12 protein-coding genes are annotated in these 15,656 nt (G+C 71.8%); 8 read left to right on the top strand and 4 right to left on the bottom strand.

Annotated elements, in window-relative coordinates:
• The first annotated feature begins 256 nt into the window (after positions 1–256).
• The 7 genes from ABZ707_RS16175 (at position 257) to ABZ707_RS16205 (ending at position 11,025) form a co-directional block, all read left to right on the top strand.
• On the top strand, positions 257–1,591 hold the full coding sequence (locus ABZ707_RS16175; RefSeq protein ID WP_360174149.1) for a hypothetical protein: 1,335 nt from the start codon (positions 257–259) through the stop codon (positions 1,589–1,591).
• Between the two features lie 20 nt (positions 1,592–1,611).
• On the top strand, positions 1,612–2,649 hold the full coding sequence (locus tag ABZ707_RS16180) for a glutamate ABC transporter substrate-binding protein (protein WP_360174152.1): 1,038 nt from the start codon (positions 1,612–1,614) through the stop codon (positions 2,647–2,649).
• Between the two features lie 215 nt (positions 2,650–2,864).
• Positions 2,865–4,196 (top strand): hypothetical protein, encoded by a 1,332-nt coding sequence (locus ABZ707_RS16185; RefSeq protein ID WP_360174155.1) that lies wholly within the window; start codon positions 2,865–2,867, stop codon positions 4,194–4,196.
• Between the two features lie 67 nt (positions 4,197–4,263).
• A complete protein-coding gene (locus ABZ707_RS16190; RefSeq protein ID WP_360174158.1) occupies positions 4,264–6,882 on the top strand; it encodes a tetratricopeptide repeat protein in 2,619 nt (872 codons plus the stop codon).
• A 3-nt stretch (positions 6,883–6,885) separates the two neighbouring features.
• A complete protein-coding gene (locus ABZ707_RS16195) occupies positions 6,886–8,283 on the top strand; it encodes a PP2C family serine/threonine-protein phosphatase (protein WP_360174161.1) in 1,398 nt (465 codons plus the stop codon).
• A gap of 164 nt (positions 8,284–8,447) precedes the next feature.
• A complete protein-coding gene (locus ABZ707_RS16200) occupies positions 8,448–9,797 on the top strand; it encodes a VWA domain-containing protein (protein WP_360174164.1) in 1,350 nt (449 codons plus the stop codon).
• Between the two features lie 58 nt (positions 9,798–9,855).
• Entirely contained in the window at positions 9,856–11,025 is a 1,170-nt protein-coding gene (locus ABZ707_RS16205; protein WP_360174167.1) for an FHA domain-containing protein, read from the top strand.
• On the opposite strand, the gene ABZ707_RS16210 is transcribed toward ABZ707_RS16205, so the two are convergent.
• Complete coding sequence (locus tag ABZ707_RS16210) at positions 11,006–12,013, bottom strand: methyltransferase domain-containing protein (protein WP_360174170.1); 1,008 nt, start codon at positions 12,011–12,013, stop codon at positions 11,006–11,008. The two genes, ABZ707_RS16205 and ABZ707_RS16210, sit on opposite strands and share 20 nt — an antisense overlap.
• A gap of 157 nt (positions 12,014–12,170) precedes the next feature.
• On the opposite strand from ABZ707_RS16210, the gene ABZ707_RS16215 reads away from it, so the two are divergent.
• Positions 12,171–12,575 (top strand): globin, encoded by a 405-nt coding sequence (locus ABZ707_RS16215; RefSeq protein ID WP_360174173.1) that lies wholly within the window; start codon positions 12,171–12,173, stop codon positions 12,573–12,575.
• A 34-nt stretch (positions 12,576–12,609) separates the two neighbouring features.
• Here the strand turns inward: ABZ707_RS16215 and ABZ707_RS16220 are convergent, their stop codons facing one another.
• The 3 genes from ABZ707_RS16220 to ettA are packed head-to-tail and all read right to left on the bottom strand — an operon-like array spanning position 12,610 to position 15,396.
• The gene (locus ABZ707_RS16220; protein WP_360174176.1) at positions 12,610–13,305 is read right to left on the bottom strand and encodes a hypothetical protein; all 696 of its coding nucleotides are present in this window, start codon (positions 13,303–13,305) and stop codon (positions 12,610–12,612) included.
• Positions 13,302–13,730 (bottom strand): thioesterase family protein, encoded by a 429-nt coding sequence (locus tag ABZ707_RS16225; protein WP_360174179.1) that lies wholly within the window; start codon positions 13,728–13,730, stop codon positions 13,302–13,304. The genes ABZ707_RS16220 and ABZ707_RS16225 overlap by 4 nt, the downstream gene beginning before the upstream one ends.
• Position 13,731: 1 nt before the next feature.
• Entirely contained in the window at positions 13,732–15,396 is a 1,665-nt protein-coding gene (gene ettA, locus ABZ707_RS16230) for an energy-dependent translational throttle protein EttA (RefSeq protein WP_360174182.1), read from the bottom strand.
• Between the last annotated feature and the right edge of the window lie 260 nt (positions 15,397–15,656).

Below are 15,656 nucleotides of genomic sequence, written 5' to 3' on the forward strand. Positions count from 1 at the left end.
TTCCCGGCGTATTCATGAGGGGGAGTCCGGACGGCGCCGAGGCGCGCCGGTGCGGGAGCGGCCAGGCATGGTGTAGTTCAGGCATGGTGCGGTTGCCGGGCCCCGCGGCCATACTGCTGGCCCGGGAGTCGTCCACCGGCCCGCCGGGGGCGGGCCGCCGCCGTCAGATGACCCAGGGGGAGGTCACGTGACATATCCGCCGAGTACGCGGGCCACGCCACCACCGGCTCCGGCACACGCTCCGGCGCGGCCAGCCGTGCCGCCGCCGGTTCCGCCGCCCGCGCCGGACGGCGCGTGGACGGAGACCAGGGAGCGGCTTCGCGAGGCGGCGACGACGGAGCCGGGCCGGCTGAGAATCATCGGCGCGGCCCTGGCGCTGCTGGTCGTGGCGTTCGGGGCGGTGACGGCGTGGCAGGCCGCCGACCGGTTCTCCGCCGCGGACGGTGTGGTGAGCCGCAGTCAGCCGCTGAGCGCGGACGCCGCGAACATCTACCGTTCGCTGGCCGACGCGGACACGGCGGCGGCGAGCGGCTTCCTGGCGGGCGCGCAGGAGCCCCGGGAGGTGCAGGACCGGTATCAGAAGGACATCGCCACGGCGTCCAGGCTGCTGATCAAGGCGGCCACCCACACGGACAGTTCCAGCGATTCCGGCAGGCAGATCGCCACGCTCAATGAGCAGCTCCCGCGCTACACCGGTCTGATCGAGCGTGCCCGTGCCAACAACCGGCAGGGGCTGCCGCTGGGCGGCGCCTATCTGCGCTACGCGAACCAGCAGATGTCCACCGAACTGCTGCCGGCGGCCGAGAAGCTGTACCAGGCGGAGACGGCGCGGCTCGCCCGGGACAACGACGACGCGCGGCTGTGGCCGTTCGCCTCGCTGGCGATGGGCGTGCTGGCCTTCGGCGGCCTGTTCTGGGCCCAGCGGCGCACCTACCTCCGGACGAACCGGGTGCTCAACCACGGTCTGCTGGCCGCGACCACCGCGTCCACGGCCCTGCTGCTCTGGCTGGCCGTCGGACAGACAGTCGCGCGGGCGGAGCTGAATGGCGCGCAGGTACACGGGCAGAAGTCCCTCAAGGTCCTCAACGACGCCCGGATCAACTCGCTGAAGGCCCGCGCCAACGAGAATCTCACGCTGGTGGCGCGGGGCGCCGTCCTCACACCGGACGGCAAGCACGACAAGTACGAGACGGACTACACCACGGGCATGGACAGGCTCAGCACGGCGCTCGGCGAGGCGAAGCGGCTCGCCGACGACAGCGCGGGCGGGAAACCGGTCGACGACGCCATCGCCTCGGTCGCGCAGTGGCGGGAGCGGCACGCGTCGGCCAGCAGCACCGACAAGGCCGGTGACTACAACGGCGCGCTGGAGAAGGTCATCGGCGGGGAGAACTCCACCGGCCAGTCGTTCGACCGGGTGGACTCGGCTCTCCAGCAGGCACTCGCGCAGGAGCAGCGGGAGTTCACCAGATCGGCTTCGGACGGCCGCGGCGCGCTGACCGGACTGGCGGTCGGTGCCGGCGTGCTGGCGCTGGTGGGCGCGGTGGGCGCGATCCTCGGCATCGGCCGCAGGCTTTCGGAATACCGGTGAGAGGGGACGGGATGACTTTTATGGACAGGCCCCGCCGGTTCCGCGGGCCCCGCCCGTCCGGCAGGCTCCGTGGCTGGGGCGGGGTGTCGGCGATGGCCGGTGCCTGTGTGCTGACGGCGGCGCTCACCCTGCTCCCGCTGTCCCACGCCGTCGACGCGGGAGGGAGCCGGGACTCGCAGCGGGCGGCCACGGCTCTGCCCGCCAAGGCCGACGAGTGCGAGGACCCGGAAGCCAGTCTCCGGCCCTCCGCGGGCGACGGCCCGACCATCGAGAAGATCAAGAGCCGCGGCCATCTGATCGTCGGTGTCGACCAGAACAGCTACCGCTGGGGCTACCGCAATCCGGCCACCGGCGCCATCGAGGGCTTCGACATCGATCTCGCCCGTGCCGTCGCCGCGAACATACTCGGCGATCCGAACGCCATCAGCTTCCGCGCGATCCCCACCAACCAGCGGGTCGGGGCGCTGGAGAACGACACGGTGGACATCGTCGTCAGGACGATGACGATCAACTGCGACCGGATCAAGCAAGTCGCCTTCTCCACCGCCTACTTCCAGGCGGGTCAGCAGGTGCTCGCCCCCCGGGGCTCGTCGGTCACGGGGTACGACGCGTCGCTCGCCGGGAAGAGAGTGTGCTCCGCCGAGGGTTCCACGGCGTACGAGGCGCTGCTGGTCAACTCGTTCGGCGCGAAGTTCGAGGACGAGCACGACAGGCAGCCCGGCGACGAGGACCGGTTGACGGTGCCCAACCAGCTCGACTGCCTGGTCAGGCTCCAGTTGGGCGAGGTCGACGCGGTGGTGACGGACAACGCCCTCGCGGCCGGCCAGGCGGCGCAGGACCCGGCCGTCGAGCTGCGGGGCGAGCCGTTCACGACCGAGTACTACGGCGTCGCCGTCAAGCTGGGCAACGACGACCTGGTGCGCCGGGTGAATCATGTGCTGGAGAGATATCGCGCGGGCGGGGCCGACAGCCCGTGGATGGAGGCGTACAGGAAGTGGCTGAGGGCGGGGCTGCCCGGGATAACGGGGCCGCCCGCGCCCACGTACAAGGACGGCTGACGTCTTTCGTTCGCCTCAGTGCGGGAGCGGGTCGCGGTGCCGCGGGCCGCGAGGCGGCCGGGGTACCTCGCACCGGGACCACCAGGGCTTTTGCCCAGGGCGGTGATCGCGCGTGCGGGGCGCCGCGACAGGGCAGCCTTTGCCGGGAGGGCGCCGGTCCGCCGGGCCGGCCAGTCCTTCCAGCAGTCTCACGGACAAGAGCGGAGAGGTGATCGATGGGCGCCGCGGGCTCCTTCCCCGACTCGACGAGGAGGCCACCGGGACCGGCCATGGACCGGGACGAGGTGGACCGGGCCCTGGCACGCCTGGAAGCCGAGCACGAGGCGATCGAGACCTCGCTGCTCGCCCTTCAGGACCACGCCGGCCGCAGACTTCTCGAAGGAGCCGAGCTGACCGGGGTCACCAAGGACCGCTGGGCCGCCGCCGAGCGGTCGATCACCCTGCTGTGGACATACTTCGACAGCTACACCGCGGCGCTCACCGGGGCACGGGAGGCGCGTGCCAGGCGCCGCTGGCCGAACCGCGACGATCTGGCGGAGCTGACCGAGACGCTGCGCGGCCACTGCGTGACCGTCGCGGGCGCCGCGGGGCATCCCGCGCCGTCCCTCACCGGACCCGCCAGGCTCTCCGAGCACTTCACGCTCGCTGAGCTGGTGACCAGGATGAACGAGCTGTACGCGGCCTCGCTGGACATGGTCGTGACCGCCGACGCGGTCTGGTCCGCCCTGCCGGCCAGGATCGATCTGCTCTCCGCCGAGCTGCGGCGCACCCGGTCGCTGGCGCAGTCCGTCGGCGTACGGCCCGGAGAGCATCCGGCCGGCGACGACCTGGAGTCGATCACGCGGGAGCTGAGCACGCTGCGCGAACAGGTGATCTCCGACCCGCTGGCCTTCTGGCGTCCGGCGCCCGGCAGTTCGGCGCCGGGCGGCGGCCGTCCCGACACCGAGCGCTACGACCGGGCGGCGCGGGCCCTGGAGGACGTACGGCGGGAGATCGAGGCGGTCCTCGCCGTCCGCCAGGACTCCGAGGAGCGGCTGATGCGGCTGCGCGATGTGCTGTCCCGCGCGGACCGCACCCTCGCCGAGGCGCGGGTGGCGCGCGGTGAGGTACTGGCGAAGATCGCCGCGTCGGAGGTGCCGGCGGTCAGCGGCCCGCCGACCGCGCTCCAGGAGCGGCTGTCGACAGCCGCCGAGTACCGCAGGCATGCCCAGTGGAATCGCCTCTCACCGCTGCTGGAGTCGCTGGAGCGGGACGCCGAGGACGAACTGCTGCGGGCCCGTGAGTCGCTGACGGCGGTCACGGCGCCGCTGGCGGTCCGCGCGGAGCTGCGCGGCCGGCTGGACGCGTACAAGGCCAAGGTCGCCCGGCACGGCATGGCCGAGGACCCGCTGCTGGTCGAGCGGTACGACGCGGCCCGCCGGATGCTGTGGAGCGCGCCCTGCGATCTGCGCGTGGCCGAACAGGCCGTGCTGCGCTATCAGCAGGCCGCGGCGGATGTGCTGGTCCCGCGCGGACGGGGCCCCGCCGACCGTCGGGGAGACGGGTGAGAGCGACAGCACCACGCGCGGCCACGGGGCGCGCGGCCGGAGGAACAGAAGGCGAACGGGGGGACAGATGAGCGGGAACGACGCATGCCGGCGCCCCGGCTGCGAGGGACGTTACGAGGACATGGGCGGCGGTGAGCTGTACTGCGACACCTGCGGTCTGGCGCCCGATGTCGCACCCAACGGCGTGCTGTCCTCGCCGCCCACCGGTGTGGCGGGCGGCGGCAGGGGCGCCGGCGGCCGCTCGGGGCGGAGCGACTCCACGCGGGCTTCCGCAGGCTCGTCGCGCTCGTCGCGTTCCTCGACGTCGCGCCGTTCGGTCTCCGGCCGGCTCTCCCGCGCGGTGTCCGGGCGGCCGTCCTCCCGGCTGGTGTCGGTGCGCAGTTCCGGTTCCGCCACGGCCGCGTCGGGACGCAACCGGCTGGGCGCCGGTCTGGTCTCCGTACCGGATGTGCCGCGTCCGGAGCCGCGGTCCGCGGTGATGGCGCGCCCCGAGGTGCCGGAGCGCAAGCGGTACTGCTCGCGGTCCGACTGCGGGGCTCCGGTGGGCCGCGCCCGCGGTGACCGGGCGGGCCGTACGGAGGGGTTCTGCACCAAGTGCGGACACCCGTACTCGTTCGTACCGAAGCTGCACGCGGGCGACATCGTGCACGGGCAGTACGAAGTCGTCGGCTGCCTCGCGCACGGCGGCCTGGGCTGGGTCTATCTCGCGATCGACCGTGCCGTCTCGGACCGCTGGGTGGTCCTCAAGGGCCTGCTCGACACCGGCGACCAGGACGCCATGGAAGCGGCCATCTCCGAACGCCGCTTCCTCGCCGAGATCGAGCACGCGAACATCGTGCGCATCTACAACTTCGTCGAACACCTCGACCAGCGGACCGGCTCCATGGACGGCTACATCGTCATGGAGTACGTCGGCGGCAAGTCCCTCAAGGACATCGCCAACGACCGCCGGACCGGCGCGGGCAAGCGCGATCCGCTGCCCGTCGAACAGGCGTGCGCGTACGGCATCGAGGCACTGGAGGCGCTCGGCCATCTGCACAGCCGGAATCTCCTGTACTGCGACTTCAAGGTCGACAACGCGATACAGACCGAGGACCAGCTCAAGCTGATCGACATGGGCGCCGTCCGCAGGATGGACGACAGCGAGTCGGCGATCTACGGCACCGTCGGATACCAGGCTCCGGAGGTCGCGGAGACCGGCCCGTCGGTGGCCTCCGATCTGTACACGGTGGCCCGCACCCTGGCGGTGCTGACCTTCGACTTCCAGGGCTATACGAACGTCTTCGCGGATTCGCTCCCGGATCCGGACAACATCGATGTCTTCCGGAGGTACGAGTCCTTCTACCGGCTGCTGGTGCGGGCGACGGACCCGGATCCGGCGCGTCGCTTCTCCTCGGCGCAGGAGATGGCGGAGCAGCTCACGGGCGTGCTGCGGGAGGTCGTCGCGCTCCAGACGGGACGCCCCCGGCCCTCGCTGTCCACGCTGTTCGGTCCCGAACAGCGCGTCACGGACACGGAGCTGTTCGCGGAGCTGACGGAGGACGTGTCGCGGCTGGGCGTCCGCGAACGGCCGGCGGGACGCGGCGGTCTGTTCGGCCGCCGCGGCAGGGCGGTCCCCCCGGCGCTCCCGGCCCGGGCCTCCGGGCCGTACCCGCCCCAGCGGGCCCCCGAGCCGGCGGCCCGTACCGGAGAATCCGCCGTCGCCTCCGTACCGGCCGTGCCCGCGGACGGCGGCCCCCGGCTCGCGGCGCTGGACGTCCGGGCGACCGCGCTGGCCCTGCCCGTTCCGAGAGTCGATCCGAATGACCCGAACGCGGGATTCCTGGCCGGTCTGATGGCTTCCGCCCCCGCCGAACTGGTTTCCGCACTGGCCTCGGCTCCCGCCGACTCGGTGGAGCGAAGACTGCGCGAACTGCGCGCCCGGCTGGAGATGGGAGAACTCGTCACCGCCGTCGCTGCACTGGCCGCCCTGGAGGCCGACCAGCCTGACGACTGGCGGGTCGTCTGGTACCGCGGTGTCGCCTCCCTCGCGACCGGCGACCACGAGAGCGCCGCGCTCTCCTTCGACGCGGTCTACGACGCGTTCCCCGGCGAGCCCGCCCCGAAGCTGGCGCTGGGGCTCTGCGCCGAGGTGCTGGGCCAGCTCGACAACGCCGCCGAGTACTACCACCTCGTATGGACGACCGATCCGAGCTATGTCAGCGCCGCGTTCGGGCTGGCCCGGGTGCGGCTGGCGGCCGGCGACCGGACCGGCGCCGTCAGCACCCTGGAGTCCGTGCCCGAGGCGTCGATCCACTACACGGCGGCGCGGGTCGCGGCCGTGAGAGCCCGGCTGCGGGAGCGCGATCCGCACGCGTCCGCCACCGGCGCGGAGCCCCCGCTGATCGACGATCTGAGGGCGGCGGCGCACCAGGTCTCGGCGCTCCGGCAGTTCGGTCTGGACGCGGTACGGCGTGAACGGTTGTCGGCGGAGGTACTGGGCACGGCTCTGGACTGGGTACTCTCCGGTAGTCCCGGGTCCCCACCCGTACAGACCGCGCTGCTGGGCAGCGAACTGGACGAGCGCGGCCTGCGTTTCGGACTGGAACGCTCGTACCGGGTGCTCGCCCGGCTCGCTCAGCGCGGCGAGGAGAGGATCGAACTGGTGGAGCGCGCAAACCGCTTCCGCCCCCGGACGTGGGTGTGATTGATGTCCCAGATGCACCAGTCGGCCGCTCTGCCGACCTGCCCCAGTTGTGCGGAGCCGCTGGAGTCCGGCGACCTGTTCTGCGGTGCGTGCGGCTATGACCTGTCGGTCGTGCCTCCGCGCCCCGAGGACCAGCCCACCGTGGTCATGAGCAGCGCCGTACGCACGGAACCCGGCGCTCCGGTCGCCGGTGTGGAGTGGCCCGTGGCCGCCGGCGCGGACGCCCCGGAGGCCGCGGCCCCCGTCCATCTGCCCGGCGAACTGCCGGGCGTGGACTCGTCGGGCAAGGAACTGTCCGGGCACGAGGGCGACTTCGAGCTGCCCGCACCGGCGGTGGCCGCCCCCGGGCACCTCCCGGACGCTCCGGCCGGCCAGATCCGGGACGCGCCGGTCCTGGACCCCGCGGGCCCGGCCCCGGCCGGTGTCTCCGCCGATCCGCGCACGACGGACCCGGCGGCGGGACCCGGCGCCAAGCTCTGTGTGGCCTGTCGCGCCGGCCGTGTGGACCTGGACGGCTACTGCGAGAACTGCGGCCACGCCCAGCCGCGCGAGCGCGACCATATGGAGCAGGAGCTCGGCGCGGTGGCCGCGGTCAGCGACCGCGGGCTGCGGCATCACCGCAACGAGGACGCCTTCGCGGTCTCCTCCGCCGCCCTGCCGGACGGTTCGCCCGCCGTGGTCGCCATCGTCTGCGACGGGGTGTCCTCGGCGACCCGCCCCGACGACGCCTCGGCCGCCGCCGCCGCGTCGGCCAACGAGGCCCTGCTGGAGACCCTGCCGCGGGGCACGCATCCGCAGCAGGCCATGCACGAGGCGATCGTTGTCGCCGCCGAGGCCGTCAACCGCCTCGCCCCCGTCGCGAGCAGCACCGCGGACACCGAGCCGCGGCGCCACCGGAACGCTCCCGCGTGCACGATCGTCGGCGCGGTGGTGGCGGGCGGGCTGCTGGTCGTCGGATGGATCGGCGACAGCAGGGCGTACTGGGTGCCCGACGACCGTTCCGCCGCGCCCGCCCGGCTCACCGAGGACGACTCATGGGCCGCGCAGATGGTCGCGGCCGGGCTGATGAACGAGGCGGAGGCATACGCCGACGAGCGCGCCCACGCCATCACGGGCTGGCTCGGCGCCGACGCGTACGAGCTGGAGCCGCACACGGCCTCCTTCAAACCCGACCGCCCCGGCGTGGTGGTGGTGTGCACGGACGGCCTGTGGAACTACGCGGAGGGCGCCGAGGAGATGGCCAGGGCCCTGCCTGCCGACGCCGCCGGGCGTCCGCTGCACGCGGCGCGGGTGCTGGTGGGCCATGCCCTGGACGGCGGGGGCCACGACAACGTAACAGTGGCCGTAGTGCCGTTCGCCGTACCGCCACAAGGGGCAGGATCCGCCTACAGCGCGGCTTGAGTCCCACTCTGATCGTTCTCGACCGTCAATGCCCGTTTCGGGGAGCCTGTTTCACTGTTTCAGCGTTTTGGTGTTTTGGTGTTTTGGTGTTGCACCGTTTTGGTGTTGCACCGTTTCACAGTTTCACTGTCTCTGCCGTGTGGAGCGTCAAGGAGCCGATACAGATGGCGAACTTCTCCAAGTCGAACGTGCCGCAGTTCTCCGTCGACGTCTACCAGAACGAATACCTGCCCGAGGGCGGCCGTGAGGTCAACGCGATCGTCACGGTCACCTCCACCGGAGGGGGCACCACCGGCGGTGTGCCGCTCGTCGGAACATCAGCGGGGCCGCCCGGCCAGGGCTCCCACGCCGCTGTGGTGATCATGGTCGACTGTTCCGGTTCGATGGACTACCCGCCGACGAAGATGCGCAACGCGCGGGACGCCACCGCCGCGGCCGTCGACACCCTGCGCGACGGGGTCGCCTTCGCGATCGTCGGCGGCACGCATCTGGCGAAGGAGGTCTTCCCGGGCAACGGGAGACTCGCGGTGGCCGACGCGGCCACCAGAGCCCAGGCCAAGGAGGCCCTGCGCCGGCTCGGCGCGGGCGGCGGCACGGCGATCGGCACCTGGTTGCGGATGACCGACCGGCTGCTGGCCTCGGCCGATGCCCCCATCCGGCACGGCATCCTGCTGACCGACGGCCGTAACGAGCATGAATCCCCGGAGGACCTGAAGGCGGCGCTCGACGCCTGCGCGGGCCGCTTCACCTGTGACGCCCGGGGCGTCGGCACGGACTGGGAGGTGAAAGAGGTCACCGGCATCGCCTCCGCGCTGCTCGGGACCGCCGACATCGTCGCCGATCCGGCCGGGCTGGCGGCGGACTTCACCCGGATGATGGAGAAGACGATGGGCAAGGAGGTCGCGGATGTGGCACTGCGGCTCTGGACGCCCGTCGGGGCCGAGATCGGCTTTGTGAAGCAGGTGGCGCCCACGGTCGAGGAGTTGACCGGCCGGCGCACGGAGGCGGGGCCGCGGGCCGGCGACTACCCGACCGGTTCCTGGGGCGACGAGTCACGCGACTACCACGTGTGTGTCACGGTCCCGGAGGCCGGAATCGGGCGCGAGATGCTCGCCGCGCGGGTCTCGCTGATACGTCCGGCGCAGGGCGGCGGCTCTCCCGAGGTGCTGTCCCAGGGGCTGGTCCGGGCCGTGTGGACGGACGACATGGCGGCCTCCACCTCGATCAACCCCCAGGTGGCCCACTACACGGGCCAGGCCGAACTCGCGCAGGTCATCCAACAGGGCCTGGACGCCCGCAAGTCGGGTGATTTCGACGGGGCGACCGCGAAACTGGGGCGTGCCGTGCAGCTCGCGGCCTCCTCCGGCAACGCGGATACGGCGAAATTGCTTTCGAAGGTGGTGGACGTGGTCGACGCGGCGGCAGGTACTGTGCGACTGAAGGCGAAGGTGGCGGATGCGGACGAGATGACCCTCGAAACACGCTCCACCAAGACCGTTCGCGTCAAGAAGTAACAGCATCAGCGCTGAGCAGCGGCCTGCGGGCCGGACGAGGAGAGGGGGAAGCGCCGACATGCCGACCTGCCCGAACGGACACCAGTCGGGTTCCGACGACTGGTGCGAGGTCTGCGGCCATCGCATGGCCGGTCCCGGTGCTCCCGCCGGCGCCGTACCGCCGTCTCCCCCGCCACCGCCCGGCTACGGCTACCCGCCGCGCCCCGGCTCCGAGGCCACGGCCCAGGCCGAGCTGTGCCCGCAGTGCCGCACTCCGCGCGAGCCGATGGCGCCGTTCTGCGAGGAGTGCCGCTGGAACTTCCTCACGAACACGGCGACGTCGTACACCCCGCTGGCTCCGCAGCACCCGCTGCCCGGTGGCCCCGGACCGGGCCCCGGTGCTCCTGTCCCCGGGCTCAATCTGCCGCCGGGCTTCCACCAGCGCCAGCCGCCCCGGCCGCCGGACCCGTACGAGTACCAGGGCTCGCGCCCGTCCCAGCTGAACCGGCCCGCCGAACCGCTGGCGCCCGAGGGGCCCTCGGCGCCCTCCCGGCAGAGCCCGCCGCAGCAGGGACAGAACCAGGGCCCGCAGCAGGGGCCGCAGCAGCACGGACCGCTGCCCCCGCGCGCCTTCCTCCAGCAGCCCCCGGCCACGGGGGCACCGCCCGGACCGGCGCGGACCGGCGACGACGACTGGACGCTGCCGCCGCCGTCCCATGCCCAGGCCCCCCGCCATCAGGCCCCGCCGCAGCCTCCTCAGCAGCAGGCGCCGCCCCTGCAGCAGACTCCTCGGCGTCAGGTACCGCCGCAGCAGCAGGACCCGCTGCGTCAGTACCAGGCCCCGGCGGCCTGGACGGCGGTCATCGGTCCCGACCGTGAGTACTTCATGGCGATGATGCAGCGCAGCGGTCCCGAGGCCACCGGGCTGAATCTGCCCGCGTACTCCCCGGAGCAGCGCCTTGAGCTGTCCGGGAACCAGGTCACCATCGGCCGCCGCCGGCACTCCACCGGTGAGTCCCCCGACATCGATCTCTCCGTCCCGCCGGAGGACCCGGGTGTCTCGCACCAGCACGCCGTCCTGGTCCACCAGCCGGACGGAAGCTGGGCCGTGGTCGACCAGAATTCCACCAACGGCACCACGCTCAACGGCGCCGAGGACCCGATACAGCCCTATGTCCCCGTCCCGCTGAAGGACGGCGACCGGGTGCATGTGGGCGCCTGGACGACGATCACGGTCCGCCGGGGCTGAGCGGCCAGACATACGGCCCCTCCGGATCGTCCAGCCAGGCCCACTGCTGGTCACCGGCGATGGTGACGCCGTAGCGCTCCCTCTTCGGGCGCCGTTCGCGTTCCCAGAGGGAGAGCGCCTCGTGCGGGTCCAGGCTGCCCTCGGTCAGCGCGAGCAGGAAACGGAAGAGATCGTTCTCGGCCGCGCGCCTGGGCAGTCCGCCGACGGGCCGCCGGGTCAGGGGACCGCCACCGGGCACCCCGCGCAGTGGCACGAAATACGCGGCGGTGTGCAGAAAGCGTCCCTCGGCACGGTCATGGCGGGCGCCGTCGCCGACCCGTAGAACGATCAGGCCCGTGGCGAGCGGCGCCAGGATCCGGGCCCCGGGGCCGCACTGCGCCAGCCAGCCCCGGGGCACCGACGGCAGCGTGCAGGTCGCGATGATCCGGTCGAACGGCGCGCGCTCCGGGCAGCCGCGCGCGCCGTCGCCCGTCACCACGGCGGGCCGGTAGCCGGCCGCCGCGAGATGCGCCCGGGCCGACTCCGTGATCTCCGGGTCCAGATCGATGGTGGTGACCAGTTCCTCCCCCAGGCGGTGGGAGAGAAGTGCGGCGTTGTAGCCACTGCCCGCACCGATCTCCAGGACCCGGTCCCCGTCGCGCACGTCCAGCTCGGCCAGCATGCGGGCCATCAGGGAGGGCTGGCTGCTGGAGGAGATCAGTTCGCCGTCGCGCACCCGGGTGGCGAGCGGCCCGTCCGCGTACGCCCCCCGCAGCCAGCGCCTGCGCCGCACGGGGTCGGGATCCCCGCCCCACAGCCGGTCGTAGCCACCGGGACGGCTGACGAAGTAGTACGGCACGAAGATATGGCGCGGCACCTCCTCGAACGCGGCCAGCCAGGCCGGATCCTCCAGCGCTCCGCTCGCCGCGATCTCCCGTACCAGCGCGGCGCGCGCCTCCGCGGCGGCCGCTTCGTCCGGCCACTGCGCGTCGTCCCGGTGTGCGCCCATGTCTCCACTGTCCTGGCAGAGCAGCCAGGAAGCGAACCGGTCGCAGCGGGCCGGGTCACCCGCGCGGCCGCGGAGACGGCGCGACAGCCTGGGGTCTTTCGTTACGAGAGGCCCTAGGCCAAAAGTCCTCGGCCGAGGTGTCTGAGACGATGGACGGGTGAAAGAGATTCCGCACGGCACGCTTCAGGAGCAGACCTTCTACGAGCAGGTCGGCGGCGAGGAGACCTTCCGGCGCCTGGTCCACCGGTTCTACCAGGGGGTCGCGGAGGATCCGCTGCTGCGGCCGATGTACCCGGAGGAGGATCTGGGCCCCGCCGAGGAGCGCTTCACCCTCTTCCTGATGCAGTACTGGGGCGGTCCGCGCACCTACAGCGAGAACCGGGGCCATCCCCGGCTGCGGATGCGCCACGCCCCGTTCGCGGTCGACAGCGCCGCGCACGACGCCTGGCTGAAGCACATGCGGGTGGCGGTCGACGAGCTGGGGCTATCGGAGAAGCACGAGCGGCAGCTCTGGGAATACCTCACCTACGCGGCCGCCTCGATGGTGAACACCGCGGGCTGAGCGCGCGGGCGTGCGCCCGCCGCCGCGCCCGCGCTCAGACCGGGGAGACCGTGAGGCCGCCGAGGCCGGCCCGGCGTACCGCGATCGAGCCGTACGGCGTACGCAGCCGGAGCCAGGCCCCGGACTCCAGCAGCGCCAGCGGCTCCTCGGTGGTCGCCGAGGCCGGCACCAGCACCCGTACGGGGCGCAGGAAGCCCAGCGACTGGGCCGCGTGGACGGCCCGCAGCGGCAGCCCGGTGTCGCCGAGGGTCCTGGACCAGATCTCCCGGCCGATCCGGTCGCGCTCCGCCCTGGTCCGGTCGGCCGGCGTCAACCGCTCGTCGCGGGCGCGGAATTCGGCGACCGCGGCGGTCAGCGCACCTCGGACGGCGTCCTCGGCGGGCAGTCCCGGCACCTGCCGCCAGCCACCGCGTGGCGGCAGCACGCCGGCCCACGGCGGACCGGTGACGGCAGCCGGGACAGCCGCGCTGCCCGCGGATTCGTCGACGGATTCGAGGAGTTCACCGGCGGAGACGGTGACGTCCAGGGCGTACGGAACGGCGAGCCGCGCCGTACGGATGGCCAGCACCTCGAAGGACGCCGGCCTGCCGAACACGGCGAGCGCGCCGCCACCGGCCTGGAGCCGAACGGCGGCGGCGCGGTCGTAGTGGATCAGCCGCGCGAGGAAGGCGCCGAGATCGGCCGCCTCCCGCGCGTCGGCGAACTCCAGTGTCTGCACCGGTGCTGTCATGCCGCGAGAGCGTCCTTGTCGTCATCCACGTACTTCTGGAGGAAGGACCGCTCCTCCTGGGTGATCCGGCGCGGCCGCGCCGCTCCCAGGTCGTACGGCACGACAACCGTCGACGCCCGCACATACACCAGTTCGGCGTCCTTGATCTCGTACGCGATGGTCAGCGACGCGGCGCCGATCTTCGTCACCCAGGACTCGACGGTCACCGGCTCGTGCCGGTGGACCAGCGGCCGCTTGTAGTCGATCTCGTGGCGGGCCACCACCGACCCGCCGGAGAAGGACGGCGAGCCGTCCCCGGGCGCCAGCCGGAACATGAAGTCGATGCGGGCCTCCTCCAGATAGCGGAGGAAGACCACATTGTTGACATGCCCGAAGGCGTCCATGTCCGACCAGCGCAGGGGACAGCTGTAGATGTGCCGGGCCATGTCAGCCCCGGGTGAGCTTCTTGTAGGTGGCACGGTGCGGGCGGGCGGCGTCGGCGCCCAGCCGCTCGATCTTGTTCTTCTCGTACGACTCGAAATTGCCCTCGAACCAGAACCACTTGGAGTCGCCCTCGTACGCCAGGATGTGGGTGGCGACGCGGTCGAGGAACCACCGGTCGTGGGAGACGACCACGGCCGCCCCGGGGAACTCCAGCAGCGCGTTCTCCAGCGAGGACAGGGTCTCGACGTCGAGGTCGTTGGTCGGCTCGTCGAGGAGCAGCAGATTGCCGCCCTGCTTGAGCGTCAGCGCCAGGTTGAGCCGGTTGCGCTCACCGCCGGAGAGCACTCCGGCCGGCTTCTGCTGGTCCGGGCCCTTGAAACCGAACGCGGAGACATAGGCACGCGAGGGCATCTCGACCTGGCCGACGTTGATGTAGTCCAGCTCGTCGGAGACGACGGCCCACAGCGTCTTCTTCGGGTCGATGTTCCCGCGGGTCTGGTCGACGTAGCTGATCTTGACCGTGTCGCCGACCTTGATGGTCCCGGAGTCCGGCTCCTCGAAGCCCTGGATCATCTTGAAGAGCGTGGTCTTGCCGGCGCCGTTCGGACCGATGACACCGACGATGCCGTTGCGCGGCAGCGAGAACGACAGGTCGTCGATCAGCACCTTGTCGCCGAACGCCTTGGAGAGGTGCTCGACCTCGACGACCACGCCGCCCAGCCGGGGCCCCGGCGGGATCTGGATCTCCTCGAAGTCCAGCTTGCGCATCTTGTCGGCCTCGGCGGCCATCTCCTCGTAACGCGCCAGCCTGGCCTTGGACTTGGCCTGCCGCCCCTTCGCGTTGGAGCGGACCCATTCGAGCTCTTCCTTGAGCCGCTTGGCGCGCTTGGCGTCCTTCTGGCCCTCGACCTTCAGCCGGGACTGCTTGGCCTCCAGGTAGGTGGAGTAGTTGCCCTCGTAGCCGATGGCACGGCCGCGGTCGAGCTCCAGGATCCAGCCGGCGACGTTGTCCAGGAAGTACCGGTCGTGGGTGACGGCGACGACGGTGCCGGGGTACTTGGCGAGGTGCTGCTCCAGCCACTGCACGGACTCGGCGTCCAGGTGGTTGGTGGGCTCGTCGAGCAGCAGCAGGTCGGGGGCTTCGAGCAGCAGCTTGCAGAGCGCGACGCGGCGGCGCTCACCACCGGAGAGGTTGGTGACGGGCCAGTCGCCGGGCGGGCAGCCCAGGGCGTCCATGGCCTGTTCGAGCTGGGTGTCCAGGTCCCACGCGTTGGCGTGGTCGAGGTCCTCCTGGAGCTTGCCCATCTCGTCCATCAGCGCGTCGGAGTAGTCCGTCGCCATCAGCTCGGCCACTTCGTTGAAGCGGCTGAGCTTGCCCATAATCTCGGCGGCGCCGTCCTGCACGTTCTGCAGCACGGTCTTGGACTCGTCCAGCGGCGGCTCCTGGAGGAGCATGCCGACGGTGTAGCCCGGAGAGAGGAACGCGTCGCCGTTGGACGGCTGTTCCAGGCCCGCCATGATCTTCAGCACGGTGGACTTACCGGCGCCGTTCGGACCCACCACACCGATCTTCGCGCCCGGCAGGAAGCTCAGCGTCACGTCATCGAGGATGACCTTGTCGCCGTGCGCCTTACGCGTCTTGCGCATCGTGTAGATGTACTCAGCCAAGAGAAACCGTCCGGCAATCGAGAAGGGCCAATGTGCGGCTCCGCCGCGTGAGGGCAGATACACCCCATCTTGCCTGACGTCCACCCCTGGGTGGTAACCCGTCTCGTCAGGGGGCTGTGACCTGGGCGTTGGCGACTCGGCCACGTAGTTGATCTGTCACTAGCTGTCGTCTGCGGTCGCTCACGGCCGACCTCGCACGGCCCAGGGACGGCCCAGGAACTCGCCCTGCTGGCCGCCGCTGGCGGGGTCCGCACAGCCCG

The organism is Streptomyces sp. NPDC006923 (genome assembly GCF_040635655.1).
Classification (GTDB): domain Bacteria; phylum Actinomycetota; class Actinomycetes; order Streptomycetales; family Streptomycetaceae; genus Streptomyces.

Excerpts from the sequence above, each read along its gene's own strand:
- ABZ707_RS16180 (WP_360174152.1), top strand. The coding sequence starts at position 1,612 with ATGGACAGGCCCCGCCGGTTCCGCGGGCCCCGCCCGTCCGGCAGGCTC.
- ABZ707_RS16185 (WP_360174155.1), top strand. The coding sequence starts at position 2,865 with ATGGGCGCCGCGGGCTCCTTCCCCGACTCGACGAGGAGGCCACCGGGA.
- ABZ707_RS16190 (WP_360174158.1), top strand. The coding sequence starts at position 4,264 with ATGAGCGGGAACGACGCATGCCGGCGCCCCGGCTGCGAGGGACGTTAC.
- ABZ707_RS16195 (WP_360174161.1), top strand. The coding sequence starts at position 6,886 with ATGTCCCAGATGCACCAGTCGGCCGCTCTGCCGACCTGCCCCAGTTGT.
- ABZ707_RS16200 (WP_360174164.1), top strand. The coding sequence starts at position 8,448 with ATGGCGAACTTCTCCAAGTCGAACGTGCCGCAGTTCTCCGTCGACGTC.
- ABZ707_RS16205 (WP_360174167.1), top strand. The coding sequence starts at position 9,856 with ATGCCGACCTGCCCGAACGGACACCAGTCGGGTTCCGACGACTGGTGC.
- ABZ707_RS16210 (WP_360174170.1), bottom strand. The coding sequence starts at position 12,013 with ATGGGCGCACACCGGGACGACGCGCAGTGGCCGGACGAAGCGGCCGCC.
- ABZ707_RS16220 (WP_360174176.1), bottom strand. The coding sequence starts at position 13,305 with ATGACAGCACCGGTGCAGACACTGGAGTTCGCCGACGCGCGGGAGGCG.
- ABZ707_RS16225 (WP_360174179.1), bottom strand. The coding sequence starts at position 13,730 with ATGGCCCGGCACATCTACAGCTGTCCCCTGCGCTGGTCGGACATGGAC.